Consider the following 16,218-nt stretch of genomic DNA (forward strand, 5'->3'; position numbering starts at 1 on the left):
CCCGGCCCGCGAGGCAGTGAAGGTGCTCGCGGCCCAGGATCTTCCCGACCTGATCGTGGTGGAGCGGCGCAAGCGTTCACTGACCGTCCTGGCCGGAACACAGTTGCTCCGGCTGGCGTTGCCTGCGCATTGCCAGGACGACCCGGCGCTGGCCCAAGTGGTCGACGAAGCGGCCGCCGACCTGAACCTCGACGGGCTGGGCGACCGGACGTCACACTGATCCGCCGGGGCTCCGCCGACCAACCACGTGGCGTGTTCACATCCGCCGGCGAAGGGCCAACGCCCGCTGACGCAAGAACCGCCGTCGACAGGCATTGCGGCACCCAACGGTGCGGCCACTCTCGCGATCATTAACCGGGGATCGGCGAGCAAGCCGCGGGCCACCTCCGGCGCCAAGAAGGGAGAGTCATGCTGGTCGCAGCGGCGATCATCGCAGCCCAGCCCACCGAACCGTCGGCGTAGCCGAGTTCCTCACACACTTGGGTGAACACCGCCGGACCGATGTCCAACCCACCGACCCCGCGTGGCGCTCGATCCGGAACACGCCGATGACGTCGGGCGACGAATTCCGGGCGCGTGTGCGTTTAACCCGCAATATGCAGGGGAAGCGGGGCTGACGGCGACATCACCGGCCCGCGGAGGAGTACCGATGTCCGATCAGCCCGCGACACCGCTTCTTGAAGGCCGCCGAGGCGATCGCGATCGGCGGACGCTGGGCTGGGCGGCGGGGGGTCTGACCGCGGCCGGCCTGCTCGTCGGTCTCACCGTGGCACCGCCCGACGCCGTACAGGGGCAGGCACAACGTTTCATGTACCTGCACGTACCCGCGGCCTGGACCGCGTACGTTGCATTCTTCGCCGTGCTGGTGGCCAGCGGTGCATACCTCGTCTGGAGTGACAGCCGCTGGGACCGGGCGGCCCAGGCCGCCGCCGAGATCGGCCTTGCCGCCACGGTGCTGTCTTTCGCCGCCGGGGCCGTGTGGGGGCGACTCACCTGGGGTGTGTGGTGGGCGTGGGATCCGCGGATCGTCAGTACGGCCGCCATGTTCCTGATCTATGCGGCCCAGCTGACCTTGCGCCGCGCGGACGCCGATCGGCGGGGTGCGGCGCGTCGGGCCGCCTGGCTCGGCGTCGGCGGCTTCACCATCGTCCCGGTGGTGCACTTCTCCGTAGTCTGGTGGCGGTCGCTGCACCAGCAGGCCACGATCCTGGCACCGCAAGGCAGCCCGCCAATCAGCGGGCTGATGTTGACGGCCCTGCTGCTGTGCGTCGCCGCTGCCACGACCATCGCCGGATGGCTGTTCCTGCGGCGGCTGGCCGTCCTTGAACGCCGCGCCGGTGTGCGGCCAGCCGTGTCACACCCGAGGCCAGTGGTGCGGTCATCATGAGCGCCCGGCGCGCCCGCCTGCTGTTGCTGCTCATCGTGCTCGCTGGAGCGGCGCTGCTCGTGGTCGCCGGTCTTCAACGCACCTTGACCTTCTATCGGAGCCCCAGCGAACTGCTCGACGGTGACACGGGTCAGCGGGTACGCCTCGGTGGCCAGGTGGTGCCGGGATCGCTGCGCAGCGACGGCGGCGCGACCTGGTTCCGAATCAGCGATGGCCGCGTACAGATCGCCGTCGAACAGCAGGCAGATCTGCCCGGCACGATCCGGGAAGGGCAGGACTCCGTCGTCGAGGGGACGCTCGACGGCAATGGGGTGTTCCACGCGGACACGATCATGGCCAGGCACGGCAACGAGTACCGGCCGGCCGTCGCCCCTGGGGGCGGCGGGTGATCGGCCGGTGGGGAAGCCTCTGCCTCACCCTCGGGCTGGTGGCGGCGGTCGCGTCGGCGTTGATGTGGCTGCGCGTCGCGGTGGTGGGAGCTGGTGCCCGCCCGGCCCGGGCGGCGGGTTGGGTCACGCTCGGCGCGGCGGTGCTGAGCTGCGGTGCGCTGGAGGTGGCGCTGGTCCGGCATGACTTCGGGGTCCGGTACGTGGCCGAGAACGGTGGCCGTGACGTCCCCATCTACTACACGGTCACCAGCCTCTGGGCAGCGCTCGACGGGTCGCTGCTGCTGTGGCTGCTGATCCTTGCCGCCTGCGCTGTCCTGCTCGGCGGCCGCTGGGCACCTGCGGACGCCACGCGCGCGTGGTCCTGCGCCGTGGTCGGTGTGGTGATGGTGTTCTTCCTCGCACTCACCTATTTCGCCGCCAATCCGTTCGCCGCCGTGTCGCCGGTGCCGACGGACGGCCCCGGACCCAATCCGCTGCTGCGGGAGCATCCGGCGATGGGGGTGCACCCGCCGCTGTTGTATGCCGGTTACATCGCGCTGGTCGTGCCGTTCGCGTACGGTGTCGCGGCGCTGCTGACCGGCGACACCGGAACGGTCTGGACGACCGTGGTGCGCCGCTGGACGCTGGGCGCGTGGGCACTGCTCACCGCCGGCATCACGCTGGGCGCTTGGTGGTCGTACGCGGTGCTGGGCTGGGGCGGCTACTGGGCCTGGGATCCGGTGGAGAACGCCTCCCTGATGCCCTGGCTGGCGGCGACGGCGCTGCTGCACACCCTGACCGCGGGACGGGGCACCGCTGCTCTGCGTATCTGGAACATCTCGCTGGCCTGCGCCGGCTTCCTCCTCGTGCTGGTCGGCACCTTCCTGACCCGTTCCGGCGCGGTGGCCAGCGTGCACGCCTTCACCGCGTCCCCGCTGGGCCCGATGCTGCTCGGGTTCCTGCTGCTGTCGGTCGCCGCGGTTCTCGGCCTAGCCGTCTGGCGGGCCGGATCGTCACCGGGGGTTCGCTCGTCGCCGCTGCTGTCGCGCGAGTCGGCGTTGCTCGGCAACGCGGTCCTGCTCGTGGTCATCATCGCGATCGTGTTGACCGGCACCCTGTTCCCGCTGCTGGTCGAGGCGCTGCAGGGGGCTCGGACCACGGTGGGGCCGGGTTACTTCGACCGCTCCGTCGTGCCCGTCGCACTCGTCCTGCTGCTGCTCATGGGCCTGGCCCCGGCCCTGCGGCAGGGCCGCTCCGTGCGGCTCGACCGGCTGCGGACGCCCGCGCTGATCGGGCTGGGCACGACCGCTGTCGTGGGACTGGTGAGCCGTCCTGGCCTCTCCGCTTTGTTGGCGTTCGGCCTGGGCGCGTACGTACTCGCCGGGCTGCTGCGGGCGGCCACACACCCGCGTGGACGGCGCCGCGCCGGCTGGCTACTCGCGCATGCCGGCATCGCCGTCGTCGCGATCGGCGTCGCGGCGTCGTCGGCGTACACGACCAGCTCGGAGCGGCAACTGCGCCTCGGTGAAACGGTGCGCACAGCTGGGGTGTCCGCCCGCCTGGTCGCGGTCGACAGCCGGCAGGGGCGCGTCCGGCTGGACCTCTCCGGCCAGGCCACCGGCGTCAGCCAGCCACGGTTGCGCTACTACGCCGCCCGTGACATGACGGTCAGCGTGCCGGCCATCCAGTCGCGGCCGCTGCATGACGTCTATGCGACCGTGCTGGCGGTGGCCGCCGACGGCAGCACCGCAACGGTTCGCCTCGCGGTGAACCCCATGATCGCCCTTGTCTGGACCGGCGGCGTGCTGACGGCGCTCGGTGGCCTGCTCGCCGCGCTCAGCCGGCCGAGTAGCCGGCGTGACCCGGCCGTCACCAGGCAGCGCGTTTCCGTGGGCGCAGCATGAGGCGCCGGCTGTTCCTGCTCGCCCTGGCCTTGGTGGCGGTGGGCGGACTGGGGGTGACCCTTGCCATGGGAATCCGGTCGGCCGGCGGTACCGCGGACGCCGGGGGCGTCCAGGCGCAGGCGCGCGATGCGCCGGCTCCGCGGCTGCGGGGGACCACCCTGGACGGTTCGTCCTTCGATCTGGCCGGACGGCGCGGCTCGGTGGTGCTTGTCAACGTCTGGGCCTCGTGGTGCGACCCCTGTCGGCAGGAGCTGCCCGTGCTGGCGGCGGCGCAGCAGCGTTGGTCCGCGCAGGGCTTCCTGGTGGCCGGCATCGACATGCACGACAACGCCGAATCGGCCCGGCGCATGCTGGCTGAGACCGGTGCCAAGGACCTGACCAGCGTCATCGATCCTCAGGGCACGACCGCGGTGGCGTGGGGCGCCCGCGGGGTTCCCGAGTCCTTCCTGGTGGACCGTACGGGCACGTCCGGTGGTGGGTCCGGGGCGCAGTGGACGACAGCTGGTTGCAGCAGCGCATTCCGGAACTATTGAGCTCATGAGGCTGCGGCGGCTGGTGACATGCGTGCTGGTGGCCTTGGCGCTGGCCGGGGCGGGCACCGCCGTGTGGCGCTCGGCCACCCCGCGACCCGAGACCGCAACGAGCATCGCCGCCCAGCTGCTGTGCCCCGCGTGCCAGGGCGAATCGGTCGCCCAGTCACCCTCGCCGATGGCGGCCGCCATGCGCAACGCCATCGCCGCTCAGCTTGCCCAGGGCCGCTCGCCGGAGCAGATCCGGCAGTACTTCGTCGACCGGTACGGCCCACAGATCCTCGCCGATCCGTCGCAGGGCGGCCTCGGCGCGCTGCTGTGGCTGCTGCCTGTGCTGGTTCTGGCCGCGCTGTCGGCACTGCTGTGGCGCGCACGCCACGGCAGTGCCGGGTTCGAGGTCCGCCCTGTGGCCGCCCCGGCACCGGCCTGGTCACCACGCCTGTGGGACATGGCCGCGATCGGCGTGGTCGCCATGGTCGCCGCGGTGGCGCTGGCCGGTCCCCGTCACGCCGACCCGGCGCCGGTGAGCCCACCGCCCACCGCGGGCACGACGCTGGACGGGCTCGGCCGGTCTCTGGAGGCGCAGGGCCGCTACGGCGAGGCCGCCGAGGTCTATCGCGACGCCGTGCGCCAGCAACCCGACGACGTGACCCAGCTGCGCCTGGCGTTCGCGCTGTTGCGCGCGAACCGGGCAGGCGAGGCCGCCACCGCGGCCCAGCAAGTCCTCGATCACCGTCCGGACGACACGCAGGCACTGCTGCTGCTCGGCCTCGCCCAGCGCGCCGCCGGATCACCGGGCGCGTCGGCCACCCTGCGCCGTTTCCTCGCGGCGGCGCCCCACGACCCCGCCGCGAGCCAAGTCCGGCGGCTGCTCGCCGCGTCCTGAAACGGAGCACGAGATGAGCCAGTACGACGCCATTGTGATCGGCGCGGGCCACAACGGCCTGGTCGCCGCGAACATGCTGGCCGACTCCGGGTGGAGCGTGCTGGTGTTGGAGGCTCAGGACACCCCGGGTGGCGCCGTCCGCACCGCCAACGTCCTCGGGGACCTCTACCACACCGATCTGTTCAGCGCCTTCTACCCGCTCGGGGCGGCATCGCCGGTACTGCGCGCCCTGGACCTGCACGAGCACGGCCTGGCCTGGTCGCACGCCCCGGCAGTGCTCGCACACGTTCTGCCGGACGGCCGCTGCGTGGTCATGTCGCGTGACATCGACGCCACCGCGGCCTCGGTTGACGTGTTCGCTGCCGGCGACGGGGATGCGTGGCGCGACCTGGTGTCTCGCTGGGACCGTCTCGGCGATGCCGTCCTGCACGCGCTGTTCCGCCCGTTTCCGCCGGTCCGCGCGGGCCTGGATCTGCTCCGCCGCCTCGGCCCGGCCGACGCGGCCCGGTTCGCCCGCTTCGGAGTGCTCTCGGCGCGCCGGCTCGGCGAGGAGCAGTTCCGTGGCGCGGGCGCACGGCTGCTGCTGGCCGGAAACGCCCTGCACTCCGACCTGTCCATCGACGAGCCGGGCAGCGCCATCTTCGGCTGGCTCATGACGATGGTCGGTCAGCGCCACGGATTCCCGGTGCCTCGCGGCGGCGCCGGCATATTGACCGACGCCCTGGTACGCCGCCTGCGCTCCCGCGGCGGGCAGCTTCGCTGCGGCACCCCCGTCGAGCGGATCGTCGTGTACGGCAACCGGGCCCGCGGGGTGTGCACCGCCACCGGCGAGCGGATCCGGGCCCGGCACGCCGTCCTCGCCGACGTCGACGCGCCCACGCTCTACCTCCGGCTGGTCGGGGCCGAGTATCTGCCCGCGCGGTTGCTGGCGGACCTGCGCCGCTTCGCGTGGGATCCGGCCACTCTGAAGCTGAACTGGGCGCTGTCCGGGCCGGTGCCATGGAAAGCCACGGAGGCCAGCGGCGCGGGAACGGTTCATCTCGGCACCGATCTCGACGGCATGACCGACTATTCCACGGCCCTGGCCACCGGTCGCCGTCCCGAGAAACCGTTCATCCTGCTCGGGCAGATGTCCACTGCGGACGCCACACGCTCCCCCGCCGGCACGGAGGTGGTGTGGGCGTACACCCACCTCCCCCGTTCCCTGCGCGCCGACGCCCACGTCATCGACGCCCAGATCGACGCCGTCGAGGCCGCCATCGAGCAGCAGGCGCCCGGCTTCCGCGACCTGGTCGTCAACCGGGTGGTGGAGACTCCTCACGGCCTGCAGGACGCTGACGGCAATCTGGTCGGAGGCGCGATCAGCGGTGGCACCTCGAAGATCTACCAGGAGCTCGTCTTCCGTCCGGTCACCGGGCTGGGCCGGGCGGAGACGCCGGTCCGAGGGCTCTACCTGTCCAGTGCCGCGGCCCATCCGGGCGGAGGGGTGCACGGCGGACCGGGCGGCAACGCCGCGCGAGCGGCGCTGCTGCACGCGGGCCTGCGCGGGGCGGCACGCTCGGCGGCGGTCCGGATCGCCATGCGCGCGATCTACTCCGGCCCTGACCGCGGCGTGCTACCCCCGCCGGTCGCCGGCCTTCCCGACTCGTGAATCGACGGACAGCGGGGGACGGTGGACACCCCGAGCCATGCCACCCAGCCCGCGTCGTTCGGCAGGCGGCGGCACGGCCGCTCGGCCGTCCCAGCATCCCGACGACGCCCCAGAGCCGTAAACGAGCTGACCACAGCCCACCGCGCACGGCAGCCGGGGGACCTGGCTAACCGTGCTCCGGTGGCTGCGCGATCATGACCTGCGCGGCTTGTCCACGGGGCAGGCAACGCGGCGACGACGGCACGGTCAGCTGCCGCGGGCCTTGCGGGTGGCCTTGTCGTTGGCCCGTTGGATCGCGTCGACCAGCTGGTCCTTGGTCATCCGGCTACGGCCGCTGATCTCGAGCTTCTTCGCCTGATCCATCAGGTGCGCCTTGCTCGCGTTGGCGTCCACTCCACCGGCGGTCTTCGCCTTCGTACCGCGGCCGCCCGCCGCCTTGGCGTCGCTCGGACCTTTTCTGCCCTTGGGCTCCCAGTGGTCACCGGATTTCTCGAACGAATGCTTCAGCGACGCGAACGCCGTGCGGTGTGCCCGTTCGCCCTCGCCGTACTCGTCAACTGCATGGTCGTGAGTCTTGGCGTAGGTCTCCTGCGCCTTCTTCGACGACCGCTTGAGCGTGCTGGGCATGTCCTTCCTCGTCGGCATGCCGACCTCCTCAGAACCTCGGTCATCCCGACGTTCCCCGTCAGGTCCGGCTCAAACGAGCGCGCCGCGTGTGCCCGGGACGGACTCCACACCGGTGTGCGGGTACCCCACCACCGTTCACGCGGTGCACGAGATCGCCGCGGAGCAGGTCGTTTGTTACGACGACCGGTTGTCGCGTGCCGCGGACCGGCGGCGCCCGGACAGGAGCATCGCGACCCAGAAGCCTGCTGCGGCGAGGCGGGCGGCCCAGCCCGGCCGGCGCGCGGGCCCCGGCAGGACGAGACCCGCCGGCGGGTCGACCTGGATGATCGGTACGCGTGCGTAGGCGACATGCGCCGCCTCGACGGCCTCGGGCCGGGTCAGGTAGGCCTCGTTGCTGGTCAGCGTCTCGCCGGGCCCGCGCCAGCACCAGCGCCAGGTCCCGTCCGGGTTCCGCCACAGGTGGATCCGCTGGTTGGCCGACGGTCGCCCGGTGTCCGCCGTGGTGCCGCGGTCGCGGGCGAGTCCTGCCCGCACGTCGTCGAGGGTCAGGTCGGCTAGGCTGCTCGCGCTGCCGGCGCGTAGTGCCCGGGCGAGGAGGAACGCGATCCCGGCCGCCACGAACGGCAGGGTGAGCACGAGAATCTGCAATGTCCGAAGGATTCCTGTGACCGGGATGGCGAGCAGCCGGGCGATGATGTCGTCGGCCGCGGCCACCAAGAGGATCGCGAAGAAGGTCAGCGCGCCCGCACCGACGGCGACCCGGCCGGGTCGCTCCCGCGGCCGTTGCAGCAGGTGGTGGAAGTCCCGGTCGCCGGTGCGCCAGCGTTCCAGCCACGGCCAGGTGTAGAGCAAAAGGAACGTCACCGCACCGACCCCCGCGCCGGGCAGAAACGGCGCGGGGACCAGGTGGCCGAAGACGTGGAAGTTGACGGCGGGGAACAGTCGCAGGGCGCCGTCGCCCCACGCCACGTACCAGTCGGGCTGGGCCGGGGAGGTGGCCTGGGCCGGGTTGAACGGCCCGTAGATCCATACCGGGTTGATCTGTACGAGGCCACCGAGGAGGAAGACGACCGAGAACACTGCGGTCGCCAGGCTCAGTGAGCGTGTCAGGTAGGCCGGCCACAGGCGGGAGCCGACGACGTTGCGGTCGGAGCGGCCAGGGCCGGGGAACTGGGTGTGCTTCTGCCGGATGATGATCGCCAGGTGCAGTGCGATCAGGGCCGCGAAGAGGGCGGGAACGAGGAAGACGTGGCTGATGTACAGCCGGGGAGTCGTCTCGCCGGTGGGGAACTCGCCGCCGAAGCACAGCAGGGCGATCCAGGAGCCGACCACTGGGATGGACAGCACCACCGAGTAGATGATCCGCAGGCCGGTCCCGGAGAGCAGGTCGTCCGGCATCGAGTAGCCGGTGAAGCCGTTGAGCATGGCGAGCGCCAGCATGGTGACGCCGATGACCCAGTTGATCTCCCGTGGTTTGCGGAACGCCCCGGTGAAGAAGATGCGCAGCAGGTGCAGCAGGATGGCCCCGACGAACAGCAGCGCCGCCCAGTGGTGCGCCTGGCGCATCAGCAGCCCGGCGCGCACGTCGAAGCTGAGCCCCACTGTCGAGGCGAACGCGCTGGAGACCTGGGAGCCCGCCAACGGCTGGTACGCCCCGTCGTATACCCGCTCGGCGGTGCTCGGCTCGAAGAACAGCGTCAGGTACGTCCCGGTGAGCACCAGCGCCAGGAAGCAGTACAGCGCGATCTCGCCCAGCATGAACGTCCAGTGGTCGGGGAAGACCTTGGCCAGCGCGGTCCGGCCGGTCGCCGTGGTGCCCAGCCGCGCGTCGAGGTGCCGGTAGAGGCGTCGGGTGATCATGAGCGGCTCCAGAATCCGGCGCCGGGCGGCGAGGTGAAGTCGCCGCGGGCGCGCAGGAAGCCCTCGTCGTCGACCTCGATCGGCAGGCCGGGCAGCGGCCGGGCGGCCGGCCCGGCGACCGGCTGGGCACCGGCCAGCAGGTCGAAGACCGACTGGTGGCACGGGCACAGCATCCGGCCGGTGGTCTGCTCGTAGAGGGCGACCGGGCAGCCGGCGTGGGTGCACAGCAACGAATACGCCACGACGCCGTCGCCGACCATGGTGGCGGGTGGCTGCCGGGTGAGGCGCGCCGGGTCGAGACGGACCACGAAGGCGGGGGCGTCTCCGTCTTTCGGGTGTCCCTCCGGGACGACGATCTGGATGGTCTCGGGCCCGACGTCCGCGGCGCGTACCGGGACGCCCTCGGGGGTGACCAGCCGGACACCGCCGGCGCGCCAGGCCGTGCTGCGCAACTGGGTCACGGGGTCGGGTTGGCGGAACGACAGCAGGGAGCGGACCGGGAACAGCATCGCCACGCCGATCGATCCCAGCGCGAGCACGAGCATGCCGACCAGGCCCCGCCGGTGGATCGGGCTTTCCGGTCCGCCGGCGGCCTGGGCCAGCAGGCGGCGTTGCTGGGTGCTCGCGCGCAGACGCGGCCGTTGCTCCACGAAGCCGCCGCTGGACATCAGGTGGCGGCCCCACAGGAACAGGCCCGCGGCCACGCCCGCGAAGGCGGTTCCGAGGCCGATCCCGAGCAGCTGGGTGTTGCCGCCGGTGCTGCACGCGACGGCGAAGCCGGCCGCGCCCAGCACCGCTACGGTGAACGCGATGCGGATGCCGCGGACGGTTCCCCGCTCGCCGCCCATCGGCCCGGGATCCTGGCTCATCGGGCCCGCCTACCCAGTCGGCGGGCCAGCAGTACCACGGCGCCCAGTCCCAGTGCCCAGGCGACCGCCCCTTCGGTGAACGGACCCAGCCGGCCCAGCGACCAGCCGCCTTTGTCGAGGTTTCCGTGTCGGTTCTGGAGCACGCGGACGTACCCGGCCACATTGTTGACGTCGGCGTCCGACAGAGTGTCGGCGGGGAATGCGGGCATGAGGCCGGGACCGACTCGGATCGCTTCGCCGATCTGCGTCGGGGTCGCCCGCATCAGCGAGGGGGCGAACCGGCCGTTGTTGAGCGTCGCGCCCACCCCGGCGGCGGAGTGGCACGCCGAGCAGTACGTCAGGTACAGCTGCCGGCCGCTGTGGGTGTCGCCGGGCTGCACGACGGGGATGGTGGGACCGCCGCCCGGCGGGAACGATGCCACGTACCCGACGAGGGCGTCGATCTCGGCTGGGGAGAACACCGGATCGCGGTGGACGTCGGAGTAGCGCTCCTGCTGCAGCGGCATCCGGCCGGTGCTGAGCTGGAAGTCCACGTCTGCAGGCCCGACCGCGGTCAGCGCCGGCCCGCGCTGTGTCCCGCCGCCGCTGGTCCCGTGGCAGCTGGCGCAGCGCTGCTGATACAGCTGCGCCCCGGTGCCGGTCCCCGTGACGGCTGGAGCCGGGGCGGTCGGCGACGCGGCCGGCGGGGCGGGTGACGGCGGTGCCAGCAGCGGCGCCCCGAACAGGCCCAGGCCGGCTGCGGCGGCGAGCAGCCGCCGGCCAGGCGGCGTCCGGCGGTCCTGCGCACCCGACGGTGCGCCGGCCGCGGCGGCGCCGGTCTTGCCGATCGGCGCTGCGGTGGGGTGCCGTGGGGTGCGGGCGGTCATGGCAGTGTCCTAGTCGAGGGTGAACAGGTATGCCGCGATGTCCTGGGCGTCCTGCGGGGTGACATGGAGGTCCGGCATCGCGGTGCCCGGCTCCACGGCCTGCGGGTCCTGGATCCACCGCTGCAGGTTCGGCCCGCTGTTGACCAGTTCACCGGCGATGTACGAGCGGCTTCCGAACCTGGTCAGCGGCGGTCCGACCAGGCCGTCGGCGCCATTCACGCCCGGGACGGTGTGGCAGGCGCCGCAGCCGTACCGGGTGATCAAGGTGGCTCCGCGGCCGGGGTCGCCGTCGGGGACCTCGGTGGGCGGCGAGGGCGAGATAGTGGCGCAGCCCTGGGGCAGTGCCAGCGCGGCGGGCGCGGCCAGCGGCCATATCCAGCGTGCCCGGTTGACGCTCATGCGCGTACCTCCTCGGCGGCGGTGTCGTCTGCGGGCCGGAGGTCGCGGTCGGCGGGTACCCGCTGGTCCAGGGCCGTCAGCCAGCGCAGGAACAGCACGACGGCGGCGGCGAGCATCACGACGTCCATGGGCACCCACATGACCAGGCCCGCCAGTTGCTGATCGGCGAGCGGGTCGGGCCCGGCGAGTAGCTGCACCGGGTAGATCGGGGCGGGCGCCAGCGTGAGCATCGCACCGAGGGCGGCGGCCGCCATGCCGGTGACGAACAGCAGCAGGAGCCCGACCGGGGGGCTGAGCCGCGCCGGGTGCGGCCCGACGAGTGTGGACCACAGCAGCCAGGAGACCGCGACGAGGCTGAGGTGTTCGGCGCCGTGGGTGGCCGCGCTGTCCTCGACCCAGCGGTACGGCGCGGGAAGGTGCCAGGCCCACAGGACGACGGTGTACAGCCCGGCGGTCAGCAGGGCGGTGTTCAGCGGCCGGCGCACCCACCGGGCCGCGGAGGTGACCCGGGCGCGGGCGACGAGTCCCCGGACCGGGCGCGGCACGGCGACCACGAGCGGGAGCGCGGCCCCGCCGGCGGCCAGCAGCGGACCGGCGAGCAGCATCAGCAGCATGTGCTGCGTCATGTGACCGGCCAGGGAGTCCTCGGCCATGTCGTGGATCGGCCCTTGCTGCGCCCCGAGCACGCTCAACAGTCCGAGCGCGAAGGCCGCCGCCCGCCACCGCGGCAGGACGGCGCCGGCGCCGCGTCGTGCCCACAGTTCGTGCACGCCTCGCCCGTAGGTGGCCGCCAGGCCGGCGACGACGAGGATGCCCAGCACGTCGTACCACTGTTCCGCGGCGCCCTGCGCGGCGTGGGCGAGCGGCATGGCTGCGCTCAGCCCTGACATGGCGCCAACACCAGTACCGCGGCGCCGCCGGCCACGATGATCGACAGGAATAGGGCGTTGGCGCACAGGCCGATCAGCGCCATCATCCCGGCGCGTTCCAGCCGGGGATCGTCGCGGGAGCGCTGGGCTGCTCTGGTTTGGCGCCAGGCCCGCCCGGCGAGAACGAGCGCGGCCAGGGTGACCAGTGCGGGCAGCACCACCCCGGCGCCGATGACCACCCGCAGCGGGAGGCCTTCGATGCTGGTGCGCCCGGAGCGGCAGGTCAGCTCGTCGGCGCCCCAGGCCACGAACAGGTGCACCGCCCAGGACAGGGCGCCGCCCAGTACCGCGAACCACATGAGCAGGCCGCCGAGCATACGGCTTCGCTGCGCCGTGGGGGAACTCATCACAGCCTCGGCGAGAGGTAGAGGCAGATGAGGATCACTGCCCAGACGACGTCGACGAAGTGCCAGTAGATGGCGGTGAGGCGGACCCGTTCGTGGCGGCGGTAGCCGAAGCTGCCGCGCAGTGAGGCCCCCAGCAGCCAGCCGACCATCAGCAGGCCCACGGTCACGTGGAAGCCGTGGAACGTGGTGATGCCGTAGAACAGCGAGCTGTAGGCGTCGGTGGTGAAGGTGTGCTTCTTCAGGTCCTCGGAGTACTCCCAGGCTTGCATGCCCAGGAAGGACAGGCCGAGGACCAGCGTGATGGCCAGCCCGGCGCGCAGGCGCCAGCGCTGTCCCTTGCGGATGCCGCGCTCGGCCCACATCACCGGCAGGCTGCTGGGCAGCAGCAACGCCGTCATGATCAGCACCTTGGTGAGCTTGGGGTCCTCCAGTGGCGGCGGCGGCCACTGCGGGCCGGACTGGAACCGCACGTAGAAGTAGCTGCCGAACGCCACGGCGAACAGGGTCGCCTCGGTGGTGACGAACATGATCATGCCCCACCAGCCGGTGGTCCGACCGGACGGCATCTCGGTGGCCAGCGCCGGAACGCTGGTGGCCTCCCGGACGGTCTCGGACAGCTCGGCCGCGGTCACGGCGCCACCCCCGCCTCCTGCGGCGTCCGCTCCGGCGGCCACAACCAGCGCGCCACTGTCGCGAACATCAGCACCGCGCCGCCGACGGCCACGACGTACCAGCCCCACAGCAGGCCGAGCACGACCACCAGAATCCCGAAGGCGGTCACCAGCGGCGCCAGCGACTCCTCCGGCATGTCCAGGATGCGTTCCCGCTCACCGTCCAGTTCGCTGGTCTGTACTGTGCGATGGCCCGCCAGCACCTCGCCGCCGGCCAGCATGCTGCGGGTCCGGTCGTCCCACATCGGATGCACGCTGTGCACGTCGGGGATCACCGCGAAGTTGTACGGCGGCGGCGGCGAACTGGTCCCCCACTCGAGGGTGTCGCCGCCCCAGGGATCGTCCGGGGCGGAGGTACCGCGCCACAGCGCCTGCACCACCGAGGCGAGCACGACCAGCAGACCCACCGCGAGCAGGTACGAGCCCGCCGTGGAGATCAGGTTCCAGAGGTCCCAGCCGAGCCCGCCGGGGTAGCTGTAGATGCGGCGCGGCATGCCCAGCAGCCCGGAGACGTGCATCGGCAGGAACGTCGTGTTGAACCCGACGAAGACCAGCCAGAACGCCCACTTGCCGAGCTGTTCCCGGTACATCCTGCCGGTGAACTTGGGCAGCCAGTAGTACACCCCGGCGATCATCGGGAAGACGGCGCCGCCGAACAGTACGTAGTGGAAGTGCGCCACCACGAAGTACGAGTCGGTGACCTGCTGGTCGAAGGCGGTGATGGCGAACATGACCCCCGTGAAGCCGCCGAGCACGAATGTCACGATGAATCCGACGACGAACAGGAACGGCGTGCCGGCACGGATGCGCCCGCGCAGCATGGTGAAGAGCCAGGCGAAGATCTGGATCCCGGACGGGATGGTGATCAGGGTGCTGGCGGCGCTGAAGAAGCTGTAGGACAGCTGCGGCAGCCCGGTGGCGAACATGTGGTGCACCCAGACACCGAACGACACGATGCAGATGGTCACGATGGCCAGGACCATCAGCGGGTACGCGACAACGCCGCGCCGGCAGAAGGCGGGCAGCACGGCGGAGACCATGCCCAGGGCCGGCATGACGATGATGTAGACGTCCGGATGGCCGAAGATCCAAAACAGGTGTTGCCACAGCAGTGCACTACCGCCCTGGCTGGTGTCGAAGAAGTTGCCACCGAAGCGCCGGTCGAGGAAGAGCATCGCGTTGGCGAGGTTGAGCGCGGGCAGCGCGAAGATCACCATGAACGACGTACCGACGATGGCCCACACGAACAGCGGCACCCGGTTGAGCGACATCCCGGGGGCGCGCAGCTTGAGGGCGGTGACGATGAAGTTGATCGCGCCGGCGGTCGTCGACACACCGAGAAAGAGCAGGCCGAGCGAGTACACGTCGAGGTTCACGCCCGCCGCGTAGGGACGGTCGGTGAGCGGCACGTACCCGAACCAACCGCCGTCCGGCGCGCGCCCGAGGAACTCGCTGCCGAACATCACCACGCCGGAGAAGAGGAACACCCAGTATCCGAAGGCGTTCAGCCGGGGAAATGCCATGTCCCGCGCCCCGATCATCAGCGGCACCAGGAAGTTTCCGAAGCCGAAGAACATCGGCGTCGCGAAGAAGAAGATCATGACGATGCCGTGCATGGTGAACAGCTGGTCGTACTCCTCGGGGGAGAGCAGCGTGCTGTTGGGCCGGGCCAGCTGGGTCCGCATGATGACGGCGTTGACGCCGGAGATGATGAAGAAGACGCCGGCGGTGACCATGTAGCGGCGGCCGATGCGCTTGTGGTCCACGGTGGCGAACCAGCTGTGCACCGAGGGCCGTTCGCCCCACTCCTGCTGGAGCCGGGCCAGTTCACCGGATCGCGCATCCTGTGCGGTGGTGGCAGACATGCGGCGGGCGCGCCCTTCTACTTCAGCGACTGGAGGTAGGCGATCAGGTCGGGAAGGTCCTGGGCATCGACCGGTTGGGGTGGCATCGCGTTGCCGGGCTTGATGGTCTGCGAGTTCGCGATCCACCCGCCGAGGTGGCCGGCGTCGTTGGGTGCGGCGCCTGCGCCGATGCTCCATCGCGAGCCGATCGTGCTCAGGTCGGGTCCGACCCTGCCCTGAGCGCTGGTGCCCCGCACGGTGTGGCAGGCCGCGCAGGCGCCCTGTTCGAAGACGGTCTTGCCGCGTTGCACGGCGGCGGTCAGCGGGGTGGTCGCCGGCCGGCTGAGCGCGGCCAGCCAGCTGTCGAACTGCGCGCGCGGCTCGGCCACGACCATGAAGGCCATGAAGGCGTGCTGCTGGCCGCAGTACTCGGCGCACTGCCCGCGGAAGGTGCCGGCCTGGTCGGTGTGCAGCCACGTCTGGTTGGTCTTGCCGGCGATGAGGTCCACCTTCGGCATCAGCTGCGGCACCCAGAAGCTGTGGTTGACATCGGCGGTGCGCAGCCGGACGCGGACCGATTCCCCCACCGGGATGTGCAGTTCGTTGGCGGTCACGGCGCCCGGCTGGTCCGGGTAGTGGATCTCCCACCACCAGCGGTGCCCGATGACGTCGACGGTGATGTCCGCGCGGCCCGGTGGGGTCGCCAGCGCGTCGAGGTCGCGCAGGCCGACGCCGTACACGGCCACCAGGATGACCATGGGGATCACCACGCCGAGCACGGTGACCGGGCCCAGGGCATCGCCGCCCTTGGTCCGCACGCCCGGCCGGCGCCGCCGCCACAGCGCCCAGCCCAGCAGCGCCATCACCTCGGCGAAGATGCCGACCGAGATCCAGAACATGAGCCACCACAGGCCCTCGGTGCGGCGCGCGCCGGTGCCCGCGGCATGCAGCGTGGACTGCGCGCCGCCCGAGCACCCGGCGAGGACCAGGACGGCACCCAGCGCTGCGGCGTGCCGCACCGTCGGCCACTGGGGACCAGATCGGCTCATGCGCCCTCCCTCTCCCCCGGCTAGGTGGCGT

Annotated in this window: 17 protein-coding genes; 7 read left to right on the top strand and 10 right to left on the bottom strand. The window is 71.6% G+C overall.

Annotated features, from left to right (window positions below; translation table 11 throughout):
• Window positions 1-22: 22 nt before the first annotated feature.
• The 7 genes from ACMCNO_RS23200 (at window position 23) to ACMCNO_RS23230 (ending at window position 6,726) form a co-directional block, all read left to right on the top strand.
• Complete coding sequence (locus tag ACMCNO_RS23200) at window positions 23-220, top strand: hypothetical protein (RefSeq protein ID WP_412751564.1); 198 nt, start codon at window positions 23-25, stop codon at window positions 218-220.
• 429 nt (window positions 221-649) lie between these two features.
• Window positions 650-1,387, top strand: coding sequence for a cytochrome c biogenesis protein CcsA (gene ccsA, locus ACMCNO_RS23205; protein WP_412751565.1), 738 nt, complete (start codon window positions 650-652; stop codon window positions 1,385-1,387).
• Window positions 1,384-1,776: a cytochrome c maturation protein CcmE gene (locus tag ACMCNO_RS23210; protein WP_412751566.1), complete on the top strand. Its 393-nt coding sequence runs from the start codon at window positions 1,384-1,386 to the stop codon at window positions 1,774-1,776. The genes ccsA and ACMCNO_RS23210 overlap by 4 nt, the downstream gene beginning before the upstream one ends.
• Before the next feature lie 38 nt (window positions 1,777-1,814).
• Entirely contained in the window at window positions 1,815-3,659 is a 1,845-nt protein-coding gene (locus ACMCNO_RS23215) for a heme lyase CcmF/NrfE family subunit (RefSeq protein WP_412751567.1), read from the top strand.
• Window positions 3,656-4,192 (top strand): TlpA family protein disulfide reductase, encoded by a 537-nt coding sequence (locus ACMCNO_RS23220; RefSeq protein ID WP_412751568.1) that lies wholly within the window; start codon window positions 3,656-3,658, stop codon window positions 4,190-4,192. Before ACMCNO_RS23215 ends, ACMCNO_RS23220 begins: the two co-directional genes overlap by 4 nt.
• A 4-nt stretch (window positions 4,193-4,196) precedes the next feature.
• Window positions 4,197-5,075: a cytochrome c-type biogenesis protein CcmH gene (locus tag ACMCNO_RS23225; protein ID WP_412751569.1), complete on the top strand. Its 879-nt coding sequence runs from the start codon at window positions 4,197-4,199 to the stop codon at window positions 5,073-5,075.
• A gap of 13 nt (window positions 5,076-5,088) precedes the next feature.
• The gene (locus ACMCNO_RS23230; RefSeq protein ID WP_412751570.1) at window positions 5,089-6,726 is read left to right on the top strand and encodes a phytoene desaturase family protein; all 1,638 of its coding nucleotides are present in this window, start codon (window positions 5,089-5,091) and stop codon (window positions 6,724-6,726) included.
• A gap of 246 nt (window positions 6,727-6,972) precedes the next feature.
• Here the strand turns inward: ACMCNO_RS23230 and ACMCNO_RS23235 are convergent, their stop codons facing one another.
• The 10 genes from ACMCNO_RS23235 to coxB all read right to left on the bottom strand — a co-directional run bounded on the left by ACMCNO_RS23235 (window position 6,973) and on the right by coxB (window position 16,187).
• A complete protein-coding gene (locus ACMCNO_RS23235; RefSeq protein ID WP_412751571.1) occupies window positions 6,973-7,371 on the bottom strand; it encodes a ChaB family protein in 399 nt (132 codons plus the stop codon).
• A 156-nt stretch (window positions 7,372-7,527) separates the two neighbouring features.
• A complete protein-coding gene (locus ACMCNO_RS23240; RefSeq protein WP_412751572.1) occupies window positions 7,528-9,213 on the bottom strand; it encodes a cytochrome b in 1,686 nt (561 codons plus the stop codon).
• The gene (locus ACMCNO_RS23245; RefSeq protein WP_412751573.1) at window positions 9,210-10,082 is read right to left on the bottom strand and encodes a ubiquinol-cytochrome c reductase iron-sulfur subunit; all 873 of its coding nucleotides are present in this window, start codon (window positions 10,080-10,082) and stop codon (window positions 9,210-9,212) included. The genes ACMCNO_RS23240 and ACMCNO_RS23245 overlap by 4 nt, the downstream gene beginning before the upstream one ends.
• Window positions 10,079-10,948, bottom strand: a complete 870-nt coding sequence (locus ACMCNO_RS23250; RefSeq protein WP_412751574.1) for a c-type cytochrome — start codon at window positions 10,946-10,948, stop codon at window positions 10,079-10,081. The genes ACMCNO_RS23245 and ACMCNO_RS23250 overlap by 4 nt, the downstream gene beginning before the upstream one ends.
• 9 nt (window positions 10,949-10,957) lie before the next feature.
• Window positions 10,958-11,347 (bottom strand): c-type cytochrome, encoded by a 390-nt coding sequence (locus ACMCNO_RS23255; RefSeq protein ID WP_412751575.1) that lies wholly within the window; start codon window positions 11,345-11,347, stop codon window positions 10,958-10,960.
• Window positions 11,344-12,237, bottom strand: coding sequence for a cytochrome c oxidase assembly protein (locus tag ACMCNO_RS23260; protein ID WP_412751576.1), 894 nt, complete (start codon window positions 12,235-12,237; stop codon window positions 11,344-11,346). The genes ACMCNO_RS23255 and ACMCNO_RS23260 overlap by 4 nt, the downstream gene beginning before the upstream one ends.
• Window positions 12,225-12,623 carry a hypothetical protein gene (locus ACMCNO_RS23265; RefSeq protein ID WP_412751577.1) on the bottom strand — a complete coding sequence of 133 codons (399 nt, stop codon included), beginning with the start codon at window positions 12,621-12,623 and terminating at the stop codon, window positions 12,225-12,227. The genes ACMCNO_RS23260 and ACMCNO_RS23265 overlap by 13 nt, the downstream gene beginning before the upstream one ends.
• Window positions 12,623-13,255 carry a heme-copper oxidase subunit III gene (locus ACMCNO_RS23270; RefSeq protein WP_412751578.1) on the bottom strand — a complete coding sequence of 211 codons (633 nt, stop codon included), beginning with the start codon at window positions 13,253-13,255 and terminating at the stop codon, window positions 12,623-12,625. The genes ACMCNO_RS23265 and ACMCNO_RS23270 overlap by 1 nt, the downstream gene beginning before the upstream one ends.
• A complete protein-coding gene (ctaD, locus tag ACMCNO_RS23275; protein ID WP_412751579.1) occupies window positions 13,252-15,159 on the bottom strand; it encodes a cytochrome c oxidase subunit I in 1,908 nt (635 codons plus the stop codon). The genes ACMCNO_RS23270 and ctaD overlap by 4 nt, the downstream gene beginning before the upstream one ends.
• 17 nt (window positions 15,160-15,176) lie before the next feature.
• Window positions 15,177-16,187 carry a cytochrome c oxidase subunit II gene (gene coxB / locus ACMCNO_RS23280; RefSeq protein ID WP_412751580.1) on the bottom strand — a complete coding sequence of 337 codons (1,011 nt, stop codon included), beginning with the start codon at window positions 16,185-16,187 and terminating at the stop codon, window positions 15,177-15,179.
• Window positions 16,188-16,218: the final 31 nt, after the last annotated feature.

It is taken from the genome of Krasilnikovia sp. M28-CT-15 (genome assembly GCF_047159595.1).
GTDB lineage: Bacteria > Actinomycetota > Actinomycetes > Mycobacteriales > Micromonosporaceae > Actinoplanes.

Bases quoted from the DNA above. Each gene is read 5' to 3' on its own strand.
- ccsA (WP_412751565.1), top strand. From the start codon at position 650: ATGTCCGATCAGCCCGCGACACCGCTTCTTGAAGGCCGCCGAGGCGAT.
- ACMCNO_RS23210 (WP_412751566.1), top strand. From the start codon at position 1,384: ATGAGCGCCCGGCGCGCCCGCCTGCTGTTGCTGCTCATCGTGCTCGCT.
- ACMCNO_RS23220 (WP_412751568.1), top strand. From the start codon at position 3,656: ATGAGGCGCCGGCTGTTCCTGCTCGCCCTGGCCTTGGTGGCGGTGGGC.
- ACMCNO_RS23225 (WP_412751569.1), top strand. From the start codon at position 4,197: ATGAGGCTGCGGCGGCTGGTGACATGCGTGCTGGTGGCCTTGGCGCTG.
- ACMCNO_RS23230 (WP_412751570.1), top strand. From the start codon at position 5,089: ATGAGCCAGTACGACGCCATTGTGATCGGCGCGGGCCACAACGGCCTG.
- ACMCNO_RS23235 (WP_412751571.1), bottom strand. From the start codon at position 7,371: ATGCCGACGAGGAAGGACATGCCCAGCACGCTCAAGCGGTCGTCGAAG.
- ACMCNO_RS23240 (WP_412751572.1), bottom strand. From the start codon at position 9,213: ATGATCACCCGACGCCTCTACCGGCACCTCGACGCGCGGCTGGGCACC.
- ACMCNO_RS23245 (WP_412751573.1), bottom strand. From the start codon at position 10,082: ATGAGCCAGGATCCCGGGCCGATGGGCGGCGAGCGGGGAACCGTCCGC.
- ACMCNO_RS23250 (WP_412751574.1), bottom strand. From the start codon at position 10,948: ATGACCGCCCGCACCCCACGGCACCCCACCGCAGCGCCGATCGGCAAG.
- ACMCNO_RS23255 (WP_412751575.1), bottom strand. From the start codon at position 11,347: ATGAGCGTCAACCGGGCACGCTGGATATGGCCGCTGGCCGCGCCCGCC.
- ACMCNO_RS23260 (WP_412751576.1), bottom strand. From the start codon at position 12,237: ATGTCAGGGCTGAGCGCAGCCATGCCGCTCGCCCACGCCGCGCAGGGC.
- ACMCNO_RS23265 (WP_412751577.1), bottom strand. From the start codon at position 12,623: ATGAGTTCCCCCACGGCGCAGCGAAGCCGTATGCTCGGCGGCCTGCTC.
- ctaD (WP_412751579.1), bottom strand. From the start codon at position 15,159: ATGTCTGCCACCACCGCACAGGATGCGCGATCCGGTGAACTGGCCCGG.
- coxB (WP_412751580.1), bottom strand. From the start codon at position 16,187: ATGAGCCGATCTGGTCCCCAGTGGCCGACGGTGCGGCACGCCGCAGCG.